The organism is Nocardioides sp. (assembly GCF_030655615.1).
Taxonomy (GTDB): Bacteria; Actinomycetota; Actinomycetes; order Propionibacteriales; family Nocardioidaceae; genus Nocardioides.
Genome location: NZ_JAURVJ010000029.1, coordinates 1 through 20,157 on the forward strand (window position 1 = coordinate 1; position 20,157 = coordinate 20,157).

At 71.8% G+C, this 20,157-nt stretch carries 17 protein-coding genes and 1 pseudogene; 7 read left to right on the plus strand and 11 right to left on the minus strand.

The window, feature by feature from the left end; translation table 11 throughout:
• From Q7T52_RS02455 to Q7T52_RS02505, 11 genes are all read right to left on the minus strand, one after another.
• A partial coding sequence (locus Q7T52_RS02455) for a hypothetical protein (RefSeq protein ID WP_304799151.1) occupies nucleotides 1-497 on the minus strand: 497 nt, incomplete at its 3' end.
• A 2-nt stretch (nucleotides 498-499) separates the two neighbouring features.
• Nucleotides 500-1,633, minus strand: coding sequence for a glycosyl hydrolase (locus Q7T52_RS02460; RefSeq protein ID WP_304799152.1), 1,134 nt, complete (start codon nucleotides 1,631-1,633; stop codon nucleotides 500-502).
• A gap of 124 nt (nucleotides 1,634-1,757) precedes the next feature.
• Nucleotides 1,758-2,573, minus strand: coding sequence for a polysaccharide deacetylase family protein (locus Q7T52_RS02465; protein WP_304799153.1), 816 nt, complete (start codon nucleotides 2,571-2,573; stop codon nucleotides 1,758-1,760).
• A complete protein-coding gene (locus tag Q7T52_RS02470) occupies nucleotides 2,570-3,718 on the minus strand; it encodes a glycosyltransferase family 4 protein (RefSeq protein ID WP_304799154.1) in 1,149 nt (382 codons plus the stop codon). The genes Q7T52_RS02465 and Q7T52_RS02470 overlap by 4 nt, the downstream gene beginning before the upstream one ends.
• Nucleotides 3,715-4,872 (minus strand): glycosyltransferase family 4 protein, encoded by a 1,158-nt coding sequence (locus Q7T52_RS02475; protein ID WP_304799155.1) that lies wholly within the window; start codon nucleotides 4,870-4,872, stop codon nucleotides 3,715-3,717. Before Q7T52_RS02475 ends, Q7T52_RS02470 begins: the two co-directional genes overlap by 4 nt.
• Nucleotides 4,869-6,368, minus strand: coding sequence for an oligosaccharide flippase family protein (locus tag Q7T52_RS02480; protein WP_304799157.1), 1,500 nt, complete (start codon nucleotides 6,366-6,368; stop codon nucleotides 4,869-4,871). Before Q7T52_RS02480 ends, Q7T52_RS02475 begins: the two co-directional genes overlap by 4 nt.
• Before the next feature lie 80 nt (nucleotides 6,369-6,448).
• Complete coding sequence (locus Q7T52_RS02485; RefSeq protein ID WP_304799158.1) at nucleotides 6,449-7,321, minus strand: glycosyltransferase family 1 protein; 873 nt, start codon at nucleotides 7,319-7,321, stop codon at nucleotides 6,449-6,451.
• A gap of 77 nt (nucleotides 7,322-7,398) precedes the next feature.
• The gene (locus tag Q7T52_RS02490; protein WP_304799159.1) at nucleotides 7,399-8,790 is read right to left on the minus strand and encodes a hypothetical protein; all 1,392 of its coding nucleotides are present in this window, start codon (nucleotides 8,788-8,790) and stop codon (nucleotides 7,399-7,401) included.
• Nucleotides 8,787-10,193, minus strand: coding sequence for a sugar transferase (locus Q7T52_RS02495; protein ID WP_304799160.1), 1,407 nt, complete (start codon nucleotides 10,191-10,193; stop codon nucleotides 8,787-8,789). The genes Q7T52_RS02490 and Q7T52_RS02495 overlap by 4 nt, the downstream gene beginning before the upstream one ends.
• Nucleotides 10,194-10,366: 173 nt before the next feature.
• Nucleotides 10,367-10,948, minus strand: coding sequence for a hypothetical protein (locus Q7T52_RS02500; protein WP_304799161.1), 582 nt, complete (start codon nucleotides 10,946-10,948; stop codon nucleotides 10,367-10,369).
• Between the two features lie 148 nt (nucleotides 10,949-11,096).
• On the minus strand, nucleotides 11,097-12,038 hold the full coding sequence (locus Q7T52_RS02505; protein ID WP_304799162.1) for an asparaginase: 942 nt from the start codon (nucleotides 12,036-12,038) through the stop codon (nucleotides 11,097-11,099).
• A gap of 39 nt (nucleotides 12,039-12,077) precedes the next feature.
• Between Q7T52_RS02505 and cysC the strand changes: the two genes are divergently transcribed.
• From cysC to Q7T52_RS02540, 7 genes and pseudogenes are all read left to right on the plus strand, one after another.
• Complete coding sequence (gene cysC, locus Q7T52_RS02510; protein ID WP_304799163.1) at nucleotides 12,078-13,994, plus strand: adenylyl-sulfate kinase; 1,917 nt, start codon at nucleotides 12,078-12,080, stop codon at nucleotides 13,992-13,994.
• Nucleotides 13,995-13,997: 3 nt separating this feature from the next.
• On the plus strand, nucleotides 13,998-15,008 hold the full coding sequence (locus Q7T52_RS02515) for a sulfite exporter TauE/SafE family protein (RefSeq protein WP_304799165.1): 1,011 nt from the start codon (nucleotides 13,998-14,000) through the stop codon (nucleotides 15,006-15,008).
• Nucleotides 15,009-15,022: 14 nt separating this feature from the next.
• Nucleotides 15,023-16,255: a mannose-6-phosphate isomerase, class I gene (manA, locus tag Q7T52_RS02520; protein WP_304799166.1), complete on the plus strand. Its 1,233-nt coding sequence runs from the start codon at nucleotides 15,023-15,025 to the stop codon at nucleotides 16,253-16,255.
• A gap of 137 nt (nucleotides 16,256-16,392) precedes the next feature.
• Nucleotides 16,393-16,608: a hypothetical protein gene (locus Q7T52_RS02525; protein ID WP_304799167.1), complete on the plus strand. Its 216-nt coding sequence runs from the start codon at nucleotides 16,393-16,395 to the stop codon at nucleotides 16,606-16,608.
• A gap of 215 nt (nucleotides 16,609-16,823) precedes the next feature.
• Entirely contained in the window at nucleotides 16,824-17,738 is a 915-nt protein-coding gene (gene cysD, locus Q7T52_RS02530; RefSeq protein ID WP_304799168.1) for a sulfate adenylyltransferase subunit CysD, read from the plus strand.
• A complete protein-coding gene (locus tag Q7T52_RS02535) occupies nucleotides 17,738-19,027 on the plus strand; it encodes a sulfate adenylyltransferase subunit 1 (protein ID WP_304799169.1) in 1,290 nt (429 codons plus the stop codon). Before cysD ends, Q7T52_RS02535 begins: the two co-directional genes overlap by 1 nt.
• Before the next feature lie 202 nt (nucleotides 19,028-19,229).
• Nucleotides 19,230-19,812 (plus strand): annotated as a pseudogene (locus Q7T52_RS02540) (IS481 family transposase); the annotation flags it as partial.
• Between the last annotated feature and the right edge of the window lie 345 nt (nucleotides 19,813-20,157).

Consider the following 20,157-nt stretch of genomic DNA (forward strand, 5'->3'; position numbering starts at 1 on the left):
CGGCGCTCCCGGGCGAGGTCGGCGATGGCGTCGCTGATCGACGTCCGGCGTGCGGTCAGGTCGTCGTCCTGCTGATCGGCGATCCGCTCGCGCAGCACGTCGGCGAGGGAGTCGGCCAGCTCGGCCGCAGCCGCGCCCGACGGCCCCTGGGCCGACACGACCAGGAAGCCGGCCTCGGCGCCGGCCTCGACCGACACGGAGTCGACGGCCTCGTCGACGGCGTCCCGGTCCGTGGCCCGCCGGGCCCTGCTGAGCGCCTCGGTGACGACCTCGCGGCTCGAGGTGAGGCCAGCGACGGACTCGGAGTAGAACTGCACCCGGATGGACAGGTCGCCCGACTCGGTGGCGGGCAGCCGGATCTGCACCGTCGTCGACGCCTCGAAGTCCTCGGTGATGGTCGAGCGCCACAGGAAGACGCCGGCGGCGAGCAGCAGGGCCACCGACAGCACCACCCATCTGCGGGCCCAGACACCGGCGGCGTGGTCGAGAAGATCCATGGTCAGGCCGTTCCATGAAGCGCCCGGCGCAGAGCGCCGAGAGCGGGTTTGGGTCGTCCGCGGTGGTCGAGGAGGCCGAAGTTGGCCTCGAGGTCCGTGGGACGGCGCGCGGTGTCGCGCAGGGCGTAGAGGTAGAGCCGGCCCACGAACGGCAGCGTGGACGCCTGGCGTACCGCGTCCACCACCATCGAGGCCTGGCCCCGTCGTGAGACCGAGCGCGAGGACCGGCCGGTGGGGGCGCCGTACTCAGTCAGCCAGAGCTGCTTGGCGCCATCGCCGGCGCGGGTCATCAGGGCGTGGAGGTCGGGCAGCCGGTGGAAGGTGTTCCAGTCGGCGTCGTCGGTCGGCAGGGCCGGGTAGCTGTAGGGGTGCACCGAGACGACGTCGAACAGGCTGCGGTCGATGCCGGAGGCGTAGAAGCGCGAAAGGAACGTCATCGGCGAGACCTGGCTCCCGTCAGGGGCGTCGACGGCCGGCGAGAGCGCCCCGACGACCACCGGCGCGCCGGGATCGTGGGCGCGCAGCTGCCGGGCAGCACCGGCGACGAGACCTGCGTAGGCACGCGCGTCGGGCGCCACCCCCCACGACTGCTCCAGGTTGGGCTCGTTCCACAGCTCCCACGCGGCGACCGAGGACCCGTAGCGGCGGGCGGCCCGCCCCACGAAGCGGGCGTACGCCGAGCGCGCTGCGACCGTGCGCAGCGGCGGGGCCCAGCCGGGCCGGTAGCCGACGACGGCCAGGACCTGGAACCCGTGGGACCGGGCCGCCCGCAGCACGCGGTCGGTCGCGGACCAGTCGTAGCGACCGGGGGCGTGCTCGATGCGAGCCCACCCGACGTCGACGCGCAGGTGCCGCAGGCCGGCCCGTCGGGCGGTGGTGAGGTCGGCGACGAGGGCACGCGACGACAGCTCGAAGAGACCGAAGCCCGGGCTGACGCCGACGTCGAGGGCCGTCGTACGGGCCGACTGCTCGCCGCCGGAGGCGTCGACCAGCTCCAGGCCGGTGCCACGCGACCCGCGCTCGGGGCCGGCACGCGGCACGACGAGGAGGGTCGCCACGAGCAGGACCAGCGTGAGGAGGTGGACCCGACGGCCCCGACCCGGCGCGGGTGCGTCGTCGCGACGTACGTGGTCCACGTCGGCGCTCCTGGGGGGTCGAGCGCGGTCCGACTCTCGGCCGCGGCAAGGCCCATGATGACAGGCGGCCACAGCCCGCGAGGCGACTTCGCCCCCGCGGAGGGCACGTGAGGTGCGTTCCCGGTCACAGCGCTTCCGGGGTCCCGGCGACCCGGTCCTGCTGGTGGTCGGGCCACGAGCCGGCCGAGCGCCCGAGGTGGTAGGCGAGCCGGGTCGCGCCGTGGTGGGAGCCCATGGTGAGTCGCGGCAGCCGGTAGCGGTCGTCGCCGGGACAGACCCGTCCGTTGAGGAAGGTCCACGCGGCGTCGAAGCCGGCGTCGGCGACCGCCTCGCGGGCGGCCGGGTCGTGGTGGCCGAACGGATAGGCGAACTGGGTCAGTCGGCTGGCGGTGAGGTCCTCCAGCTCGGCACGGCACCCGGCGACCTCGTCGCGGAGGCGGGCGGGTCCGAGGCCGGCGAGCGACGTGTGGGTGCGGGTGTGCGCGGCGATGTCGAACCCGAGCCCGACCGCCTCGACGAGCTCGCTCCTGGTCATCGTCCGGCCGGAGCCCGGCCACCACGCGGGCCGCTCGCCCCAGCCCGTCGCGACGGTCATCAGCGACGCCGGCACCTCCTGCTCGACCAGCACCGGCAGTGCGTGCCGTGCCACTCCCGCCAGGGCGTCGTCAAAGGCGACCGCGACGAGGCCGTCGACGGCCTCGCCCCGGACCACCCGCGCGCCGAGCTCGGCGAGCGGGACGAACCGGAAGCCGAGCCGACGCGTCACCCGTACGTGGGTGCGCACCTGGTCGATCGTGACGTCCAGCGGGTCGCTCAGCTCGTCGCGGGTACCGACCACGTCGTGGTAGCAGAGCACCGCTCCCCCGCCGCTCGCCGCGCGCCCCGAGGCCAGGCGCGCGGCAGCGCCGAGCGGCCTGGCCGCTCGTCGCGCCCGGCTCATCGCGAGGTTCCCTCGCGGCGGGCGAACAGCTCCCGCGCCTCGCCGAGCGTCTCGACCAGGCGACGCGTGGAGACGCGGGCGTCATAGACCGACTCGAAGCGCTCGCGGCCGGCGGCCCCCAGCTCGGCGCGGACCTCGGGGTGGCGCACGAGGTCGCGGAGGGTGGCGACCAGGGCCTCGTCGTCGTCGGGCGGCACGACGCGTCCGACCGTGGTCGGCACCATCTCGGGCATCGCGCCCAGGTCGAGGACGACCACCGGCAGCCCGGCGGCCTGGGCCTCGATGACCGCGTTGGGGGCCTGGTCGATCACGCTCGGGAAGACGAACACGGCCGCCGCCCGCAGCACCTCCCACAGGCGCCCGGACCCCACGGTGACGTCGCTGACGACCCGCACGTTGCGACCCGGCGGCGGATTCTCGGGCGTGACGAGCACCAGCTCGCACTCGTCGGCGAGGTGCTGCTGGTGGAGCCGGAGCAGCCGCAGCGCGCCCTTGCGCTCGAGCTGGCGCCCGACGAAGACCAGCTGGGGCAGGCCCTCGGGAGCGACGGTGCCGGGTGCCGGCCCGCTCCCGATGCCGGGCGGACGGGTGATGCCGAACGGGAAGACCCGCAGCTTGTCGTCGCCGAGCCCGTAGGCGTCGCGCAGCGAGCTCGCCACCCAGCCGGTGTTGGCGATCACGATCGAGGCAGCCTCGTAGACGGGCCGCTCGAAGCGTTGGGCGGCCCGCACGGCCCGAGGCGTGAATCGTGTCGCCTGCCGGTAGGGCAGGCGGTAGTTGTTGGTCGCGTTGGTGGCGTCGGTCGACACGACGGAGGGCAGCGAGGCCAGCAGGCCGGCGCTGCGGAGGGCTGCGTTGCCGGTGTAGACGTGCAACACGTCGTAGCCGTGGCCGGGGGCCAGGCGGGTGCGCAGCTCGCGACGGACCCAGCCGCTCAGCGACAGCTGGGCGCGCAGCGGCTGGAGGTCGGCGTCGAGCCGGCCGAGGCCGGGCACGGCCGCACCGACGAACCGGCGACCTCCGGTCGGGGCGGGTACGTCGACGATGTCGACGTCGATGTCGTCCATCCCGACCAGGGCGTTGCGGAGGTGGGCGTGGACGGTCGCGTGGCCCCCGATGTTCTCGTTGATGAACAAGGCCCTCATGGGGTGATCCTGCCCATACCGGTCCCCGGATCGTGCACGACCCTCCCGGCCACGGTCGCAATCTGGTCGAGCAGCGCCGCCGTTTGGCGGTCGAGACGGTGCGCCCGGCCGACCCGCTCGAGCCCGCGGACCGACAGCCGGTGCCGCAGCTCGGGGTCGTCCAGCAACCTGGTCACGGCCGCGGCCAGCGCGTCCGGGTCGCCGGGTGGGACCAGCAGCCCGGCGCCGTCGAGCACCTCGGGCGAGCCCCCGTGGTCGGTCGCCACGACCGGCACGCCGAGGCTCATCGCCTCGAGCACGTTGAGCGGGCACGCCTCGGGCTCGACGCTCGCGCTGACGGCCACGGTCCAGTCGCGCATCCGCCGGAGCGGGGCGTCGACGTGGCCGACGAGCTCGACCCGACGGCCGAGCTCGGTGCCGTCCACGCGAGCCCGCAGCTCCGCGACGTAGGCCCCGTCGGTGACCAGCTGACCGCCCATCAGCTCGACCCGGGCCGGGGTGCCGAACCTCCAGCTCGCGTCGAGCAGGACCTGCTGACCCTTCCACGGCGTGAGCAGGCCGTTGAGCCCCACGACCGGTACGTCGACCACGCGGCTCGGGTCGGCCCGGTCGGCCGGGTCGACCGGGGGCACCCCGTTGTGGACGACGGTGACCTCGGGCCCGGCGCCCAGGGCCCGGAGCGGTCGGGCGACGGCCTCGGAGACGCCGACCACCCGGGTCAGCGCCGGGCGGCACCAGCGGTAGAGCTGCAGCCGACTCCGGGCGACCACGACGTCGTGGGCCAGCCACAGCGCAGGCATCCGGACCCCGGCGAGCGACGCGAGGCGCAGCGTCGGAAGGGCGAGCAGGGCGTTGACGAGGACGACGTCGGCCCCGCGGACGGCGCGGCGCAGCACCCACGCGGCGCCCAGCCACCGACCGATCGTGCGCAGCGCGGCGACCGGACGCGGCCCGCCGCTCAGCCCGAGCTCGGGGACCACCCGGTGCCGGGCACCGGTGGCGGCGACCTGGTCGGCGAGCGCACCGGCCGGGCTGAGGCAGACCACGTCGTGCCCGGCCTCGACCGCCGCGGCGAGAGTGCGGACCAGGACGCGCTCGGCCCCCGAGACCTGCCCGGTGCTGGTGAGGGCGACGATCCGGAGCGGGGCGGTCATGCCGTCCTCCGTCGCGGGAGGCCCAGACCGGCGGCCCGGGTCAGCCCACCGAGCACGGCAACCGCCACGAACGCGGCGGCGGCGAGGCCGGCGGCCAGCACCCACGGCAGCACGAGGTCGCCGGCGTAGCCGACCCCCAGGCCGACCCCGATCGCCAGGGGCATGACGACCAGGCGGCCGAGACCCAGCGGGCGCAGCTCGCCGTGGCGCAGCAGGAGGGTGAGGAGGAGTGCCAGCACGACCACCTCGGAGGCCAGGGTGGCTGCCGCGGCCCCGTGGTAGGAGTAGCGCGGGATCAGGACCAGGTTGGCGCCGACGTTGAGGACGAGCCCGGTCAGCATCACCAGGGGGTAGCCGCGGTTGCGGCCCACGGCGACCAGGCAGGTCATGGCGAGGGAGCCGAACAGGGCGAGGGTCGTGGCGACGACGAGGAGCCGGGTCGCGTCGTCGCCGACGGCGTAGCCGGCGCCGTACAACGAGGTGGTGAGCGGGGTGGCGAAGCCGACCAGGCCGACGATCGCCAACCCACCGAGGACGCCGAGCAGCATGGCCGCCCGTCGCCCGGCCGCCCGGAAGGCGCTCGGGTCGCCGGGCCACGACTGGACGAGGACGGTGAGCAGGGGGACGGTGACGGCGGTGGCGGCGAACTGCAGCAGGTCGACGAACTTGTAGGAGACGCCGTAGACGCCGACGGCGTCGAAGCCGTCGAGCTTGGACAGCATGAGGGCGTCGACGCGGTAGTAGACGGTGGCCAGGCCGATGCCGAGGGTCAGCGGCAGCGCCTCGCGGAGGAGCCGCTTCCACAGCGTCCAGTCGACGATCAGGCGGATGGGCAGCAGCCGGCGCGCGGCGGGGATCTTCCACGAGAGGACGACGACCTGGCAGAGCACGGCCGGGATGATGAAGAGCAGCAGCGACCCGCCGGCCGCGGCGATCGCGGCGGTCAGGGCGAACTGGGCGACGAGGCCGGCGACCCCGGCGGCGCTCACGATGCCCATCTGCAGCCGGGCCTGGAAGACGACGTCGAGCGCGGAGGACGGGGTCGACAGGACGATGACGATGCCGGCGACCGCCGTGGCCCCGACCACCTCCATCGGGTAGCCGAGGAAGGTGACCACGAGCAGCACGAGGACGTAGCCGACGACGCCCAGCAGGCTGCGCAGGCCGATGTAGGCGCCGGCGAAGTGGACCGGGTCGGTGGCTGCGCCCGGGAGGGTGTCGTCCTCGCCGAGCATGCCGCGTACCGCGATCCGCCCGATGCCCATGTCGGTGACGATCACCATCAAGCCCAGGACGGTGAAGATGGTGGTGAAGCGCCCGAACTCCTCGAGCGACATGGTCCGGGCGATGAGCAGGGTCCCGCCCCACCCGAGGACGGCCTGCGCGAGTCGGCTGCCGATCAGCCACCCCGTGTTGACCAGGACGCTGCGCGACCGGTCGTCCTCGGCAGCGGCCTTGGCGTCCTCGGCGTCCTCGGTGGTCTGGGTTTCCGGCACGGGACCAGTCGTCTCGATCGGGTCGGTGGGGTCGGGGGGCCCGGGGGCCGCGGCCGGCGCGTCGTCCTGGGCGGGGTCGTTCAGCACGGGACGCCCAGGCCTCGATAGACGGCGAGGGTCTGCTCGGCCGTGTCGCTCCAGCGCAGCCGGCCGGCCGCGCGGACGCCGGACGTGCGTAGGGCAGCGTTGTGGTCGACGTCGAAGACGACCTGGCGGAGCGCGTCGGCCAGGAGGCTCTCGTCGTCGGGGCGCACGAGGTGGGCGCCGTCGTCGGCGACCTCGGTCAGAGCACCGACGCGGGTGGCGACCACGGCTGCACCGCAGGCCATGGCCTCGACCGGCGGGAGGCCGAAGCCTTCGTAGGTGGAGGGATAGGCGACCGCGTCGGCCGCGGCATAGAGCGCAGGCAGGTCGGCGGTCGGGACGTAGCCCAGGTGCCGGGCGGCCGCGGGCATCGAGGCGCCGCCGAGCGCACCAGCGACGAGGAGGTCGACCCCGGCCCGCTCGCACGCAGCGGCAAGGAGGTCGACGCGCTTGCGCGGCTCGACGTTGCCGACGTAGAGGACGCTGCGCGGGCCGATGCCGTAGTGCGCGCGCACCCGCTCGACCTCGTCGGGCCCGGGCGGTCGCATGTCCGGCCCGGCGGCGAGGTGGGTGACGGTGCTGGACCGGCCGAAGAGGGCCGCCACGCGCTCGGCCGTGAAGTGGCTGACTGAGATCACGGCGTCGGCGCGGCCGATGGCCCGCGCCACCAGCGCGCGCTCGCCGCGGGCTCGCACCCGCCCGTGGGCCCACGGGACGTCGAAGACCGAGAGGTCGTGCACCGTGGTGACGAGGGGACCCGACGTGCGCAGCGGCAGGTCGATGTCGAGGCCGTGGAAGAGGTCGTCGCCGGTGCGCAGCCCCAGCCCGGCCACGGCGCGGCGTACGCCGTCGGCTACGGGGTGCGACACGGCAGTGACGGACGTCGGCAACTCACCGACCGCGTCCTCCTGGACGTGCGCCGTGACGGAGGCGGTCGTGGCCGTGCTCAGCGCGCCGAGGAGCTCACGGATGTAGGTCTGGACGCCACTTCCGGCGGGGCGGAGAGCAAGGGCGTTGACGACGATGGCCGATCCAGGCACAGGAGCATTCCTACGGTGAGCCAGAAGTAGAAGTCGAGGGGGAAGATCTCGAGGTAGGTCGAGACGAACGAGGCTGCGGCCGCACCGACGACCGAGGCGGCGATGCCCTGGGCCAGTGCTCGGTCGTCGCCGATCGTACGCCGGGAGGCGGCGACGGCGCTCACCACGACCGTCGCCCCGAGGAGCAGCAGCAGGTAGAGACCGACGGGGCCGAGCTCGAGGACGGTCTTCACGTACTGGTTGTCGGGCAGGTAGAGCTGGGGCTGGCCCGCGGTCCCGACCGTGATGACGTCGGCGGAGTCGGCACCGAGCTGGACGGCCTTCTCGGCGGCCGCGCCGGTGGTGCCGACGCCGTTGCCGAACGGGGCCGCGAGGACGCGCTCGAAGATGAGCGACCAGCCGCTGGTGCGCTCGTTGAGGCTGCTGGAGGACAGGAAGGCCGACAGCGCCGCCCCGGGCACCAGCAGCAGGGTCAGCGAGGCCGGGACGAACGCGTGGACAAGCCCGCGGAACCGCCAGAACGCCAGCAGCACGAGCCCGACGGCGAGCCCGAGCATCGCGCCGCGCACCACCGACGACGCCATCGAGACCACGAGCACCGGGGTGATGAGCAGGAAGAGGGCGTTGCGGACGCGGCGCGGGTCGGCCATGGCGACCGGCAGGCAGACGAGCAGCACCAGCATCACGAAGAGCCCGAACGAGAAGGGCTGGGTGAAGGAGGAGAACGAGCGCAGCAGGCTGCCCGAGAAGCGGATGGCGGAGTTGTACTCGTAGCCCATCTCGTTGAGCCGCACAGGTCCGATCGCCTGCTGGTAGAGGCCGTACGCCGCCGTGAGCGCTCCGGCCGCCATCAGCACCGTGACCACCCGGTCGCGGTCGCGGGCGTCGAACGGGCAGCGCCACAGGATGAACGGCACCACGACGTAGAAATAGCCGATCTTGAAGCCCCAGAACCCGATGGCGCCGCCGGCGACGACCGCCGACACGGCGCCGAGGGCGACGAAGACGATCGCGACGGGGACCCACGACGGGATCGCGACGTCGGACGACTTCTCCCGGCGGGCGGAGACGGGCGCGACGAGCGAGGCCAGCAGCGTCACGACCAGGAGCGCTTCCTTCCAGGCTCCGAAGGACCCGCCGCCCGGCAGGATGAGGAGGAGCCCGTCGAAGGGCAGCAGGGCGGCGAGCAGGAGCAGGCCCCGCTGCGGGCGACGGACGAGCGCCGCACCGATCCAGACGAGCAGCGGGACCGCGACCGCCCCGAGCAGGACGGTGTCGAAGGTGGACCCGAGGGTCACGACCCCCGCCGGAACAGGACGGTGCCTACGGTGCGGGCCACGATCTTGGCGTCGAGCCAGAGCGACCAGTTCTGGATGTAGTAGTTGTCGAAGCGGGCGCGCTCCTCGATGGAGGTGTCGCCGCGCAGGCCGTTGACCTGGGCCCAGCCGGTGAGGCCGGCCGGGGTGCGGTGGCGGCCGTGGTAGCGCGGCACCTCGTGGGCGAACTGGTCGACGAAGACCGGGCGCTCCGGACGGGGACCGACGATGCTCATCTCGCCGCGCAGCACGTTGACCAGCTGCGGCAGCTCGTCGATCGAGCTGGCGCGCAGGAACCGGCCGACCGGGCCGAGCCGGGCGTCGCCGTTGATCGACCAGACCGGCGAGGCGCCGGGCCCCTCGGGCAGGCGGAGCGAGCGGAACTTGAAGAGGGTGAACGGGGTGCCGTCGACGCCGATGCGGACCTGGCGGAAGATGACGCCCTTGCCGAGCTCAAGGCGTACGGCGAGCGCGACCAGCGCCAGCATCGGGGCGAACATCAGCAGCGCGGTGCCGGCGACCAGGATGTCGAGGGCGCGCTTGGCGCGCCACGAGACGCTGCGCCACGTGGCGCGGCGGAAGCGGACCAGCGGGATGCCCCACAGCTCGTCCATGTCGCGGCTGCGGTGCTGCAGCTCGAAGAAGCGCGGCACGGCGAAGATCTCGCAATGGAGGCGGTCGCACTCACGCATGATCTCGATCAGCGAGGAGTCCTGGGTGCGGCCCCAGGCCACGATGATCTCGCTGACGCCGAGGCGCTGGATCGTCGCGGACAGGTCGGCGTAGCCGCCGAGGTGGGGCACGGGGAGCAGGGAGGCGTCGCGGGGCGCGTCGTCGTCGAGGAAGCCGACCGGCACGAGACCGTGCTCCGGGCGGTCGAGCGCGGCCCGGGCGAGGTCCTGACCGATCTCGCCGGCGCCGAGCACGAGGGCGCGGTGGGCGATGTAGCCGGTGCTGCGGGCCTGGCGCACGGCGACGTAGGACGTCGCACGGAAGACGACGAGGAGGGCGAGGAGCACGCCGAGCAGGATGAACATGTCGACGTGGCCGAGCCGGGCGTCGGCGACCGTGCCACCGGCGACGACGCCGGTCAACGCGGCGGCGCCCAGGGCAGGGACGTCGTCGAGGACGGAGAGGGTGAGGCGCGAGCGGTAGGCGCTGAGCCCGAAGGCGACAGCGACGACGGAGACGCCGACCGCGGCCAGGCCGGGGAGGCTGATCGTGGAGGTGACGACCAGGGCCAGCAGGACGGCCAGCAGGTCTGCTCCGACCAGGAACGGGCGGAAGCTCAGCCACGTCCTGGGTGCTGCTGTGATGGATGCTGCGGCCGGAAAGTCCGAGACCAGTCGGCCGGTGTGAACTGCCTCAGCAGTCGTTACCGCCATTGTGATCACTTTCGTCATTGGCGACCTGTTGACCGCCATCCCCCATGGGCTATGTAAAGAGCATGCCGAAGAGGGAGGCACGGCCCGTGCTCGTCAGCCCCACAAGGCAGTAACAACCCATCTGCACCACGTGAGACGGCTCACTCAGCCTGTACGGACCGGCCCGTCAACTCTCACCTGATCAGCCTCGGCCGGGGCAGCAGCCGGTCCGATCCCTTCTCCGGCGGCGGTGCTGGCACCGGGTCAGTACCCCCCGGATAACTAGCCGGGGGAGGCTGCGCGACAGAGACGCTCGGCGACGGTGTGAGTTCGAACTTGACCGTGCCGGCCTCGAAGGTGGTCGGCGCGCCCCTGAACTGGAACCGCTGCGAGAAGGGCAAGGAGCCCCCTGCCGGGACGTCCGTGATCGAGATCGACGTCACCGTGATGGTGCTGCCCTCCTCGTCGTCGACCACGCTGATGGTCTCGGACACGGTGGTCCACGCACCGCTGGGCTCGGCCGTGTAGGCGGAGTACCACGGCGGCGAAGGGCTGAACACGATCGCTGTCAATTGGATCGACACCGGGGTCGCGGTGGTGTTGAAGATCGTCGCGGTACCGGTCACGACCGAGCCCTCACGTGACGCCGACACCGTCGCATAGACCTGGTTCGACGCGGCTGCGAACGCCGGCGCGCTGGTCACCACCACGATCGTCGGCGCCGCCCAGGCGGCAGCCTTGATCAAGGTGCGGCGACTGGGCTGCTCGATCGACACGGGTACTCCTGCTTCGTGGGGTGGGGCTCCACGTCGAGCATCGGCCCGCGGCGGAGCCGACTTGAGACGTCAGCAGCAGAAGTTACGGGCGCGTTGTCTCAACTTGACGGAAGCAGCCCGGCGCGTCACGCGGCGAGCTGGCGACCCGTCAGAAGACCGCGCGGATCTCCCCGACCGGCACCCCGCCGCCGAGCAGCGGCAGCACCCCGGTCGCGTCGACGGCGGCGTCGTGGACGCCTGACCGCCGCAACGCGGCGGCCATCAGCACTGGCCGCACCCGCGGCGCCCCGTCATCGGTCTTGAGCGCGAACGCCCGGCCGTCCGGCAGCGCGACGGCGTAGCAGGACTCGGCGCCCGCCTTGCCGATTGCGCCCGGCAGGGCGGTGAGCAGGGCGAGCTCGTCGCGCCGCGTCCCGGAGACGTACGCCGGGTAGGCGCGGATGGCGTCCGCGATCCTCTTCTCGGCGCCTTCCGTGGCGACCGCGAGCGCCCGGAAGGCCCGCGCCAGGCCGACCAGCGACGTCGAGAGCAGCGGGGCGCCGCAGCCGTCGACGGCGACGACCTCGACCGGCTCACCGGTCAGGTCGGCGAACGCCTCCGCGATCCCGACCTGCAGCGGGTGGTCGGCCGCGATGTAGGTCGCGGTGTCCCACCCGTTGAGGACGCAGGTGGCGAGCATCGCGGAGTGCTTGCCGGAGCAGTTCATCGAGATGGAGTCCTTGGCCCGCCCCGCGCGGATTGAGCCTTCACGGGCGACGTCGTCGAGCGGCCAGTCCGGCGGGGTCTGCAGGTCGGCCTCGGCGAGGCCGGCGGAGGCGAGGATCCGGCGTACTCCCTCGAGGTGGAAGTCCTCCCCGGAGTGCGAGGCACAGGCCAGGGCGAGTAGGTCGTCCGGTAGGTCGAGCCCGAGCCGGACCATCCCCAGCGCCTGGAGCGGCTTGTTGCACGAGCGCGGCAGCACGGCGGTGTCGACCGCCCCGACCGACCAGTCGACGGACCCGTCGGCGGCCAGCGCGACGACCGAGCCGTAGTGGTGCCCCTCGACGAACCCGGAGCGGACGATCTCGGCGACGATGACGGGTTCAGACATGGGGCGAGGCTATCCGCGGTGGTTTGCAAGGATGACCCCGTGTCGAGCCCCCAGCACTGCCCCACCCAGCGCGAGCTCGACGACCTCGAGCTGCTGACCTCCGGCGCCCTCGCGCCGCTGACGGCGTACGGCGCCCCGGGCTCCCCCGTCACGCTCACCCTTCCGCCGGAGCTGGCCGACGCCCCGACGGTCGAGCTGGTCGACCCCGAGGGCCTCCCCCTCGCCCACGCTCACCTCGAGCCCGACGGCAGCCGCCGGGTCGAGGCGCTCACGACCGCCCAGCACGGCCCGTTCCGTCGCCTCTACCTGTCCCCGGCCCAGGTCCGCGACCGCTACGCCGGTCGCACGTTCGTGCCCGTCACCGGTCCGGTGAGCGCCGCCCAGCTCGCGCAGCTGCAGGCCCTCGGCCCGCTCGTGCTGCTCGCCCTCGTCGGCCACGGCACCCCCGACCTCTCCGCCGTCGCCCTCCTGCGCGCGACCGTGCGCGTGGCCGACGCGCTCGGTGCCGACGTCGTCGCTGTCCCCCTCGCCGACCACGGCGACCCCGAGGCCGACCACGCGCTCGGCGTCCAGGTCGTCTCGACCTACGCCGCCGGCGACCCCGTCGTCGGCCTCGTCGAGGACGACGGCGACCCGCTCCCCGAGCTCGACGACATCCTCGACGCCGACCAGCCGCCTCCCGACCGGGTCGGCCTGGTCCTCTTCTTCACCGGCCTCTCCGGCAGCGGCAAGTCCACCCTCGCCCGAGCGCTGATGGACCGGATGCTCGAGCAGGGCACCCGCACCGTCACGACCCTCGACGGCGACGTCGTACGCCGCCACCTCAGCGCCGGCCTGACCTTCAGCAAGGCCGACCGCGAGACCAACCTCCGCCGCATCGGCTGGGTCGCCGCCGAGATCGCCCGCCACGGCGGCGTCGCCGTCTGCAGCCCGATCGCCCCCTTCGACGAGACCCGCCGGCAGGTCCGCGAGATGGTCGACGAGGCCGGCGGCGCGTTCTTCCTCGTCCACGTCGCCACCCCCCTCGAGGAGTGCGAGCGCCGCGACCGCAAGGGCCTCTACGCCAAGGCCCGCCGCGGCGAGATCCCCGAGTTCACCGGCATCTCCTCCCCCTACGAGGAGCCCACCGACGCCGACGTCCGCGTCGACACCACCGGCCGCACCATCGACGACGCCCTCACCGACGTCCTCGACGAGCTCGCCGCCCAGGGCTACGCCGACCTCCGAGACCCCGTGGCTTCGAGGCTCGCTCCGCTCGCACCTCAGCCGACGGATCCCCCAACGTCGGTTGAAGTGCGAGGAGCGCTAGCGACGAGCCTCGAAACCCCCGCAGCGACAGACCAACCAGTCCACACGGAGGCCGAGGAGGTTGCGCCAGCAATCGTCACGAGACCCCTCAAGGTCCTCTTCGTCTGCACCGCCAACATCTGCCGCTCCCCCTACATCGAGCTCACGGCCCGCGCCCAAGCAGGCGGCGCGCCCATCGAGTTCACCAGTGCCGGCACCCACGGCTTCACCGGCCAGCCGATGAACCCGCCGATGGCCGAGGCCTTCACCCGCCACCACCCCGAAGCAGCAACGACCGTCGAGACCTTCGCGAGCCGCCAGCTCACCCGCGCCATGGTCGAGGACGCCGATCTCGTCGTCACCGCCGAGGCGTCGCACCGCGGGTTCGTGCTCGACGAGACCCCCGGCGCGTTCCGCAAGGTCTTCACGCTCGGCCAGCTCGCCGAGGCGGTACAGCGACTCCCCGAGGGCCTCGACCGCGCCGACCTGCTCCGCTCGCTCGGCGAGCGGCGCGGCACGGCCGCCCACGCCCTCGACGTCGTCGACCCCTACGGTCGCGGCAGCGAGGCGGCCGAGGCCTGCGCCACCCACATCGACACCCTCCTGGGCGCGGTCGTGCCCCGGCTGGCCGCCGCCGAGGCAGCCACCGCCGACGCCGGGACGGCCTGACCCGTGACGGACTTCCTGACCGGCGACTTCCTCTCCATCCTGACCGCCGGCTTCGTCGTCGGAGTGGTGGTCGGCCTCACCGGCATGGGCGGTGGCGCACTGATGACGCCGGCGCTGCTGTTCCTGGGCGCCGGGTCCGGCGAGGCCGCGACCGTCGTCGCCGCCGACCTGACGGCGGCTGCCGTCTACAAGTCCGGCGGCGCCGTCGTGCACGCCCGTGAGGGCTCGCCCAACCTGACGCTCGCGAAGTGGCTGACCATCGGCTCGGTGCCCTGCGCACTCGCCGGGCCCTACGTCATCAAGGCCCTCACCGACGACCCCGACCAGCTCGACTACGTGCTCAAGATGTCGATCGGCTTCGCCCTGCTGCTGGCGGCATCGACGTACGCCCTCCGCCTCTACATCAACCTGCGCCGCGTCCGTACCGGCGGCGTCCTGGGCGAGGAGGACCCCCACATCCGTCCGCTCGTGACCCTGCTCGTGGGGGCTCTCGGCGGGGCGCTGGTCGGGGTGACCAGCGTCGGCTCGGGCTCCGTCATCATGGTCGCGCTGCTGATGCTCTATCCCGGGCTGTCCGCGGTGAAGCTCGTCGGCACCGACCTGGTGCAGGCCGTCCCGCTGGTCCTCGCCGCGGCGATCTCCAACGTGGCCATCCACGGCCTCGACTGGAACCTGCTCGTCCCGCTCGTCCTCGGATCGGTACCCGGCACGATCCTCGGAAGCCGTCTCGCGCCTCGCGTGCCGCAGTCATTCATCCGCCGCGGCATCGTGGTCGTGCTGACGATGTCGGGCGTCGCCCTCCTCGACAAGGCCGGCTGGGCGCCACTCGGCGTCGACGACACGCACCCGCTCCTGATCGCGGGCGTCGGTGTCGCGATGGTGGTGCTCGTGCCGCTGATCTGGGGGCTGCTCCGCAAGGAGCAGGGGCTCCCCATGTTCGGCGCACCCACCGTCGCGGAGCTCGAAGGCAGCGACCCGAGCCAGTACGCCGCCTCGACCAGCCCTCGGGACTGACCACCGTGTTCCTCATGACCAACCCGGTGCGCGACTACGCCTGGGGATCGACCGACCAGCTCGCCCGGTTCCTCGATCGACCGCCCAGCGGCCGCCCCGAGGCCGAGCTCTGGATCGGCGCCCATGACGGCGACCCCTCGGGCCTGCCGGACGGACGCCGCCTCAACGCGGTGATCGCCGAGGACCCGGTGCCGGTCCTGGGTGCGCGGGTCTGCGACGTCTTCGGTGACCGGCTGCCGTTCCTGATGAAGGTGCTCGCCGTCGACCAGCCGCTGTCGTTGCAGGTGCACCCCAGCAGCGAGCGAGCCCGGCTCGGCCACCGCCACGAGGACGCCGAAGGCGTCCCCCTCGATGCCGGCCACCGCAACTACAAGGACACCTGGCACAAGCCCGAGCTCATCTTCGCCCTGACCCGCTTCGAGGGCCTGGCCGGCTTCCGTGACGTCAGCAAGTCGGCGGCGATGCTGCGGTTGCTCAAGGTGCCGTGGGCTGACGACGTCGCCGAGCGCCTCGAGCAGGGCCCTCCTCATGAAGCGCTGCGCGCGGTCGTCACCGAGACGCTCGCACTCGAGGGACGTCGACTGGCACGCATCCTCCGCGACGTCGGTGACGCCGCCCGCCACGCCGGCGCCCGCGCAGCCCGCGACGAGGGCCGGCACCCCACGCACCGCACGGGTGACCCCGCGCTCCGTGCCGAGGCGGCCCGCACCTTCACCCGCTGCGGTCAGCTCGTCCGCGACTACCCCCGCGATCCCGGCGTCCTGGTCACCCTGCTCCTCAACAACGTCCTCCTCGCCCCCGGCGAGGCGATGTTCGTCAACGCCGGCGTCGTCCACGCCTACCTCGAGGGACTCGGCGTCGAGATCATGGCCTCCTCCGACAACGTCCTCCGGGCCGGCCTCACGCCCAAGCACATGGACGTCGAGGAGCTGCTGACCATCACCAGCTTCACGCCCATCCCACCGCCCCGCTGGGACCCGTCCGAGCGGGCCAGCGGCTACTGCCACCTCGAGCCGCCCGTCGGCGAGTTCTGCCTGACCGTCGGCCAGACCCCGCTGCGGCGCCTCCCCAGCACCGGCCCTCGCACGGTCCTCGTCCTGGAGGGCACCGTCACCGTTGCCGCCCGCGGTGCCTCCTCCGGCACCGTCACCGCCTCCCGAGGTCAGTCGGTCTTCGTCACCCACGACGACGGACAGATCACCCTCACCGGCGATGCCCGCGTGGCCATCGGCTCCGTCCCCGTCTGACGTCGGCTGAGGTGCGAGGAGCCCCAGAGACGAGCCTCGAAGCCTCCGCAGCCGAACAGCCCAACAGGCGCACCCCCGCAACATCGTCCGAACTTCCGGTTGACGTGGTCGTCGTCTGCTCGCCCTATCCTCGCCGAGTGGTCGACCGCATCCTTCTCGCTACGGCCGTGCTCGCCCACTGCCTCCTCGCAGCGGCGTTCGTGCTGACCGACGGCCCCCAGTCGAGCCGGGTCATCCTCAAGCTGTCGACCACGCACGGGGTGCACGCGTCGGACGTGCCGATCAACCTCATTTGGACCGTGGGCATCGCCGCCCTCGCGGGACTCTGGTATCGCCACGGACGCAACCCCTGAACCTGTCCCTACATGGTCAGGAACCGAGGACCAGGACGTCGGTGGCACTGGGCGACACACACGCGGCCAGCGCGGCGCCCACCACCCGCTGAGACACGTTCAACTAGGGTGAGCCAGTCGACATACTCGTCGTGTTCGTCCGCTTCGAGGCCCACCGTTACAGTGATCGCTGCTGTCCAACGACGCAGACCCCCGCGAGAGGCACCCGCACCCTGATGACCACCACGCACGCCGACTACCGGCTGAGCCAGCTCGACCAGCTGGAGGCTGAGTCGATCCACATCTTCCGTGAGGTCGCCGCCGAGTTCGAGAAGCCCGTCCTGATGTTCTCGGGCGGCAAGGACTCGATCGTCATGCTGCGGCTGGCCGAGAAGGCGTTCTTCCCCGCGAAGATCCCGTTCCCGGTGCTCCAGATCGACACCGGCCTCGACTTTCCCGAGGTGCTCACCACCCGCGACAACTGGGTCAACCGCCTCGGGGTCCGGCTCGTGGTCGCCAGCATCGACGACGCGATCGCCAACGGCGTCGTGGTCGACGACGGCAAGACCAGCCGCAACCGCATGCAGACCGCCACCCTGCTCAACGCGATCGAGGAGAACGGCTTCACCGCCGCATTCGGTGGCGGCCGCCGCGACGAGGAGAAGGCCCGCGCCAAGGAGCGCGTCTACTCCCACCGCGACGAGTTCGGGCAGTGGGACCCCAAGATGCAGCGACCCGAGCTGTGGAGCCTCTACAACGGCCGCATCCACGCCGGCGAGCACATGCGGATCTTCCCGATCTCCAACTGGACCGAGCTCGACGTCTGGGACTACCTCGGCCGCGAGGGCATCGAGATCCCCGACATCTACTTCTCCCACCAGCGCCGCGTGTTCGTCCGCGACGGGATGCTGATGAGCGAGACCCCGCTCAACCCGCTGCGCGAGGGCGAGGTCGTCGAGGAGCGCACGGTCCGCTTCCGCACCTGCGGCGACATCACCCTCACCGGGTGCGTCGAGTCCACCGCGAGCACCATCCCCGAGATCATCGACGAGGTCGCCATCGCCACGCTCACCGAGCGCGGCGCCACCCGTGGTGATGACCGGTTCTCCGAGGCAGCCATGGAGGACCGGAAGAAGGAAGGCTACTTCTGATGAACGCCGAAACCACGACTGATGGTCGCTCCACCAACATGGACCTGCTCCGGTTCGCCACCGCAGGCTCGGTCGACGACGGCAAGTCGACCCTCATCGGGCGTCTGCTGCTCGACTCCAAGTCGATCTTCGCCGACCAGCTCGAGGCCGTGGAAGCCACCAGCGTGTCCAAGGGCTACGACTACACCGACCTCGCCCTGCTGACCGACGGCCTGCGCTCCGAGCGCGAGCAGGGCATCACCATCGACGTCGCCTACCGATACTTCGCCACGCCCAACCGCAAGTTCATCATCGCCGACACCCCCGGCCACGTGCAGTACACGCGCAACATGGTCACCGGCGCCTCGACCGCCGACCTCGGCCTCGTGCTCGTCGACGCCCGACAGGGCCTCACCGAGCAGTCCCGACGCCACGCGGTCATCCTCTCGCTGCTGCGGGTCCCCCACCTCGTGCTCGCGGTCAACAAGATGGACCTCGTCGACTACTCCCAGGAGGTCTACGACAAGATCCACCAGGAGTTCACGCAGTTCGCGACCAAGCTCAACATCCCCGACCTCGAGGTCATCCCGATCTCGGCCCTGGCCGGCGACAACGTCGTCAACCGCTCCGACAACATGAGCTGGTACCTAGGCCCCACCCTCATGCACCACCTCGAGCACGTCCACGTCGCCTCCGATCGCGACCTCGTCGACGTCCGCTTCCCGGTCCAGTACGTCGTGCGCCCCAAGTCGGACGAGCATCACGACTACCGCGGCTACGGCGGCATGGTCGCCGGCGGCGTCCTCAAGCCCGGCGACGAGGTCGTCGTCCTGCCCTCCGGCATGACCTCCAAGATCGCCGGCATCGATCTCTTCGACCAGGAGATCTCCGAGGCCTTCCCGCCCATGTCGGTCACCGTCCGCCTCGAGGACGACGTCGACGTCTCCCGCGGCGACATGATCGCCCGCGTCAAGAACGCCCCGGTGCCGAGCCAGGACATCGACGCGATGGTGTGCTGGATGACCACCACGCCGCTCAAGCCGCGGCAGAAGCTGGCCATTAAGCACACCACCCGCACCGCACGCGCGCTGGTCAAGGACATCCAGTACCGCCTCGACGTCAACACGCTGCACCGCGACCAGGAGACCAAAGAGCTCGGCGTCAACGAGATCGGTCGCGTGCAGCTGCGCACCACCGTGCCGCTGCTCTGCGACCCCTACTCCCAGAACCGCACCACCGGCTCCTTCATCCTCATCGACGAAGCCACCGGCATCACGGTTGGCGCAGGAATGATCAACTCAGGTTCCTGAAGCGGGTCTTTATCCGCCCTGCCGTTTGTCATGTCTCAGGGACTCTTTGATAGTTCTGAATTGATGCATAAGGTGACGGTTCGGGCGTTATTGGTGGTGACACATTAGCCTCGATGCTTCGAGGATGGTTCCCAGTGAACCAATCGATCCCCGTGTCCGGCTCGCGACTTCGCCGTGGCCCGAGGATGCCCCGCGTAGGGCAGTGGCGACGTTCTGCGCCGAGTACTCCATCACTCGTAAATCCCCTGTTACGAGCTGCGCAAGCGTGCCCGTCAGGACGGTCCGGCTGCAGTCTCGGAGCCTCGGTCCAGCCGGCCCGACCGAGCCCGTCGAGACTGATCTAGGTGGTCAAAGGTCAAGCGATCCAGGTCTGCGCCGCGTTGGAGTCCTCCGGGTTGGATCACGGTCCGATCAGCATGCGCGACAAGATGCGCGCGATAGGCCTGGACCCGGTGTCTTCAATCGCGTCGCTGGCACGGGTCTTTCGCGAGGCCGGTGTGGCTCGACTTGAGCCGCAGAAGCCGCACGCTCGGCACGGGCTCGTCAACCCAGCATCGAACGCGGGCTGGCAGCTCGACGCCACCGAGTACGTCCTGACCGGTGAACGCAAAGTGCGTGATCTTCCAGCTCTTCGATGACCATTCGCAGTTCGCGGTGGCCCCGCATGTGGCGTGGGGCGAGACCTCCAAGGACGCGATCACGGTGGTCGACAAGGCCATCGGTGCTTACGGCGAACCCCAACGGCTGCTCTCGAACGACCGGCCGCGTTGAACCCCACGCGTCGCGCCATCACCGTCCGCGCAGAAATGATCAACTCGGGTTCCTGGGGCCGGTCCTGCACGCCCCGTCCACGGGCCCTGCCCTTGCCAACTACTCACACGCACTCGCGTATGAGTGGTTGGCCAAACTAGCTATGGCACCCCCGGAGTCAATCGGTTGTTGCAACGAGTCCTGCGTTGAGGACCTGGGCTGGAGTCTGGCAGTCGAGGGCCTTGCGGGGGCGGGTGTTCAGGCGCGGCGCGACGTCGTCGCAGTCGGTCTGGCTCAGGCCGCGGAGTTCTCGTTGGTGCCGCGCTGCCACGGCTCCTGGGGGCCGCAGAAGTAGACCGGGGTACCGGTCTCGATGCGGA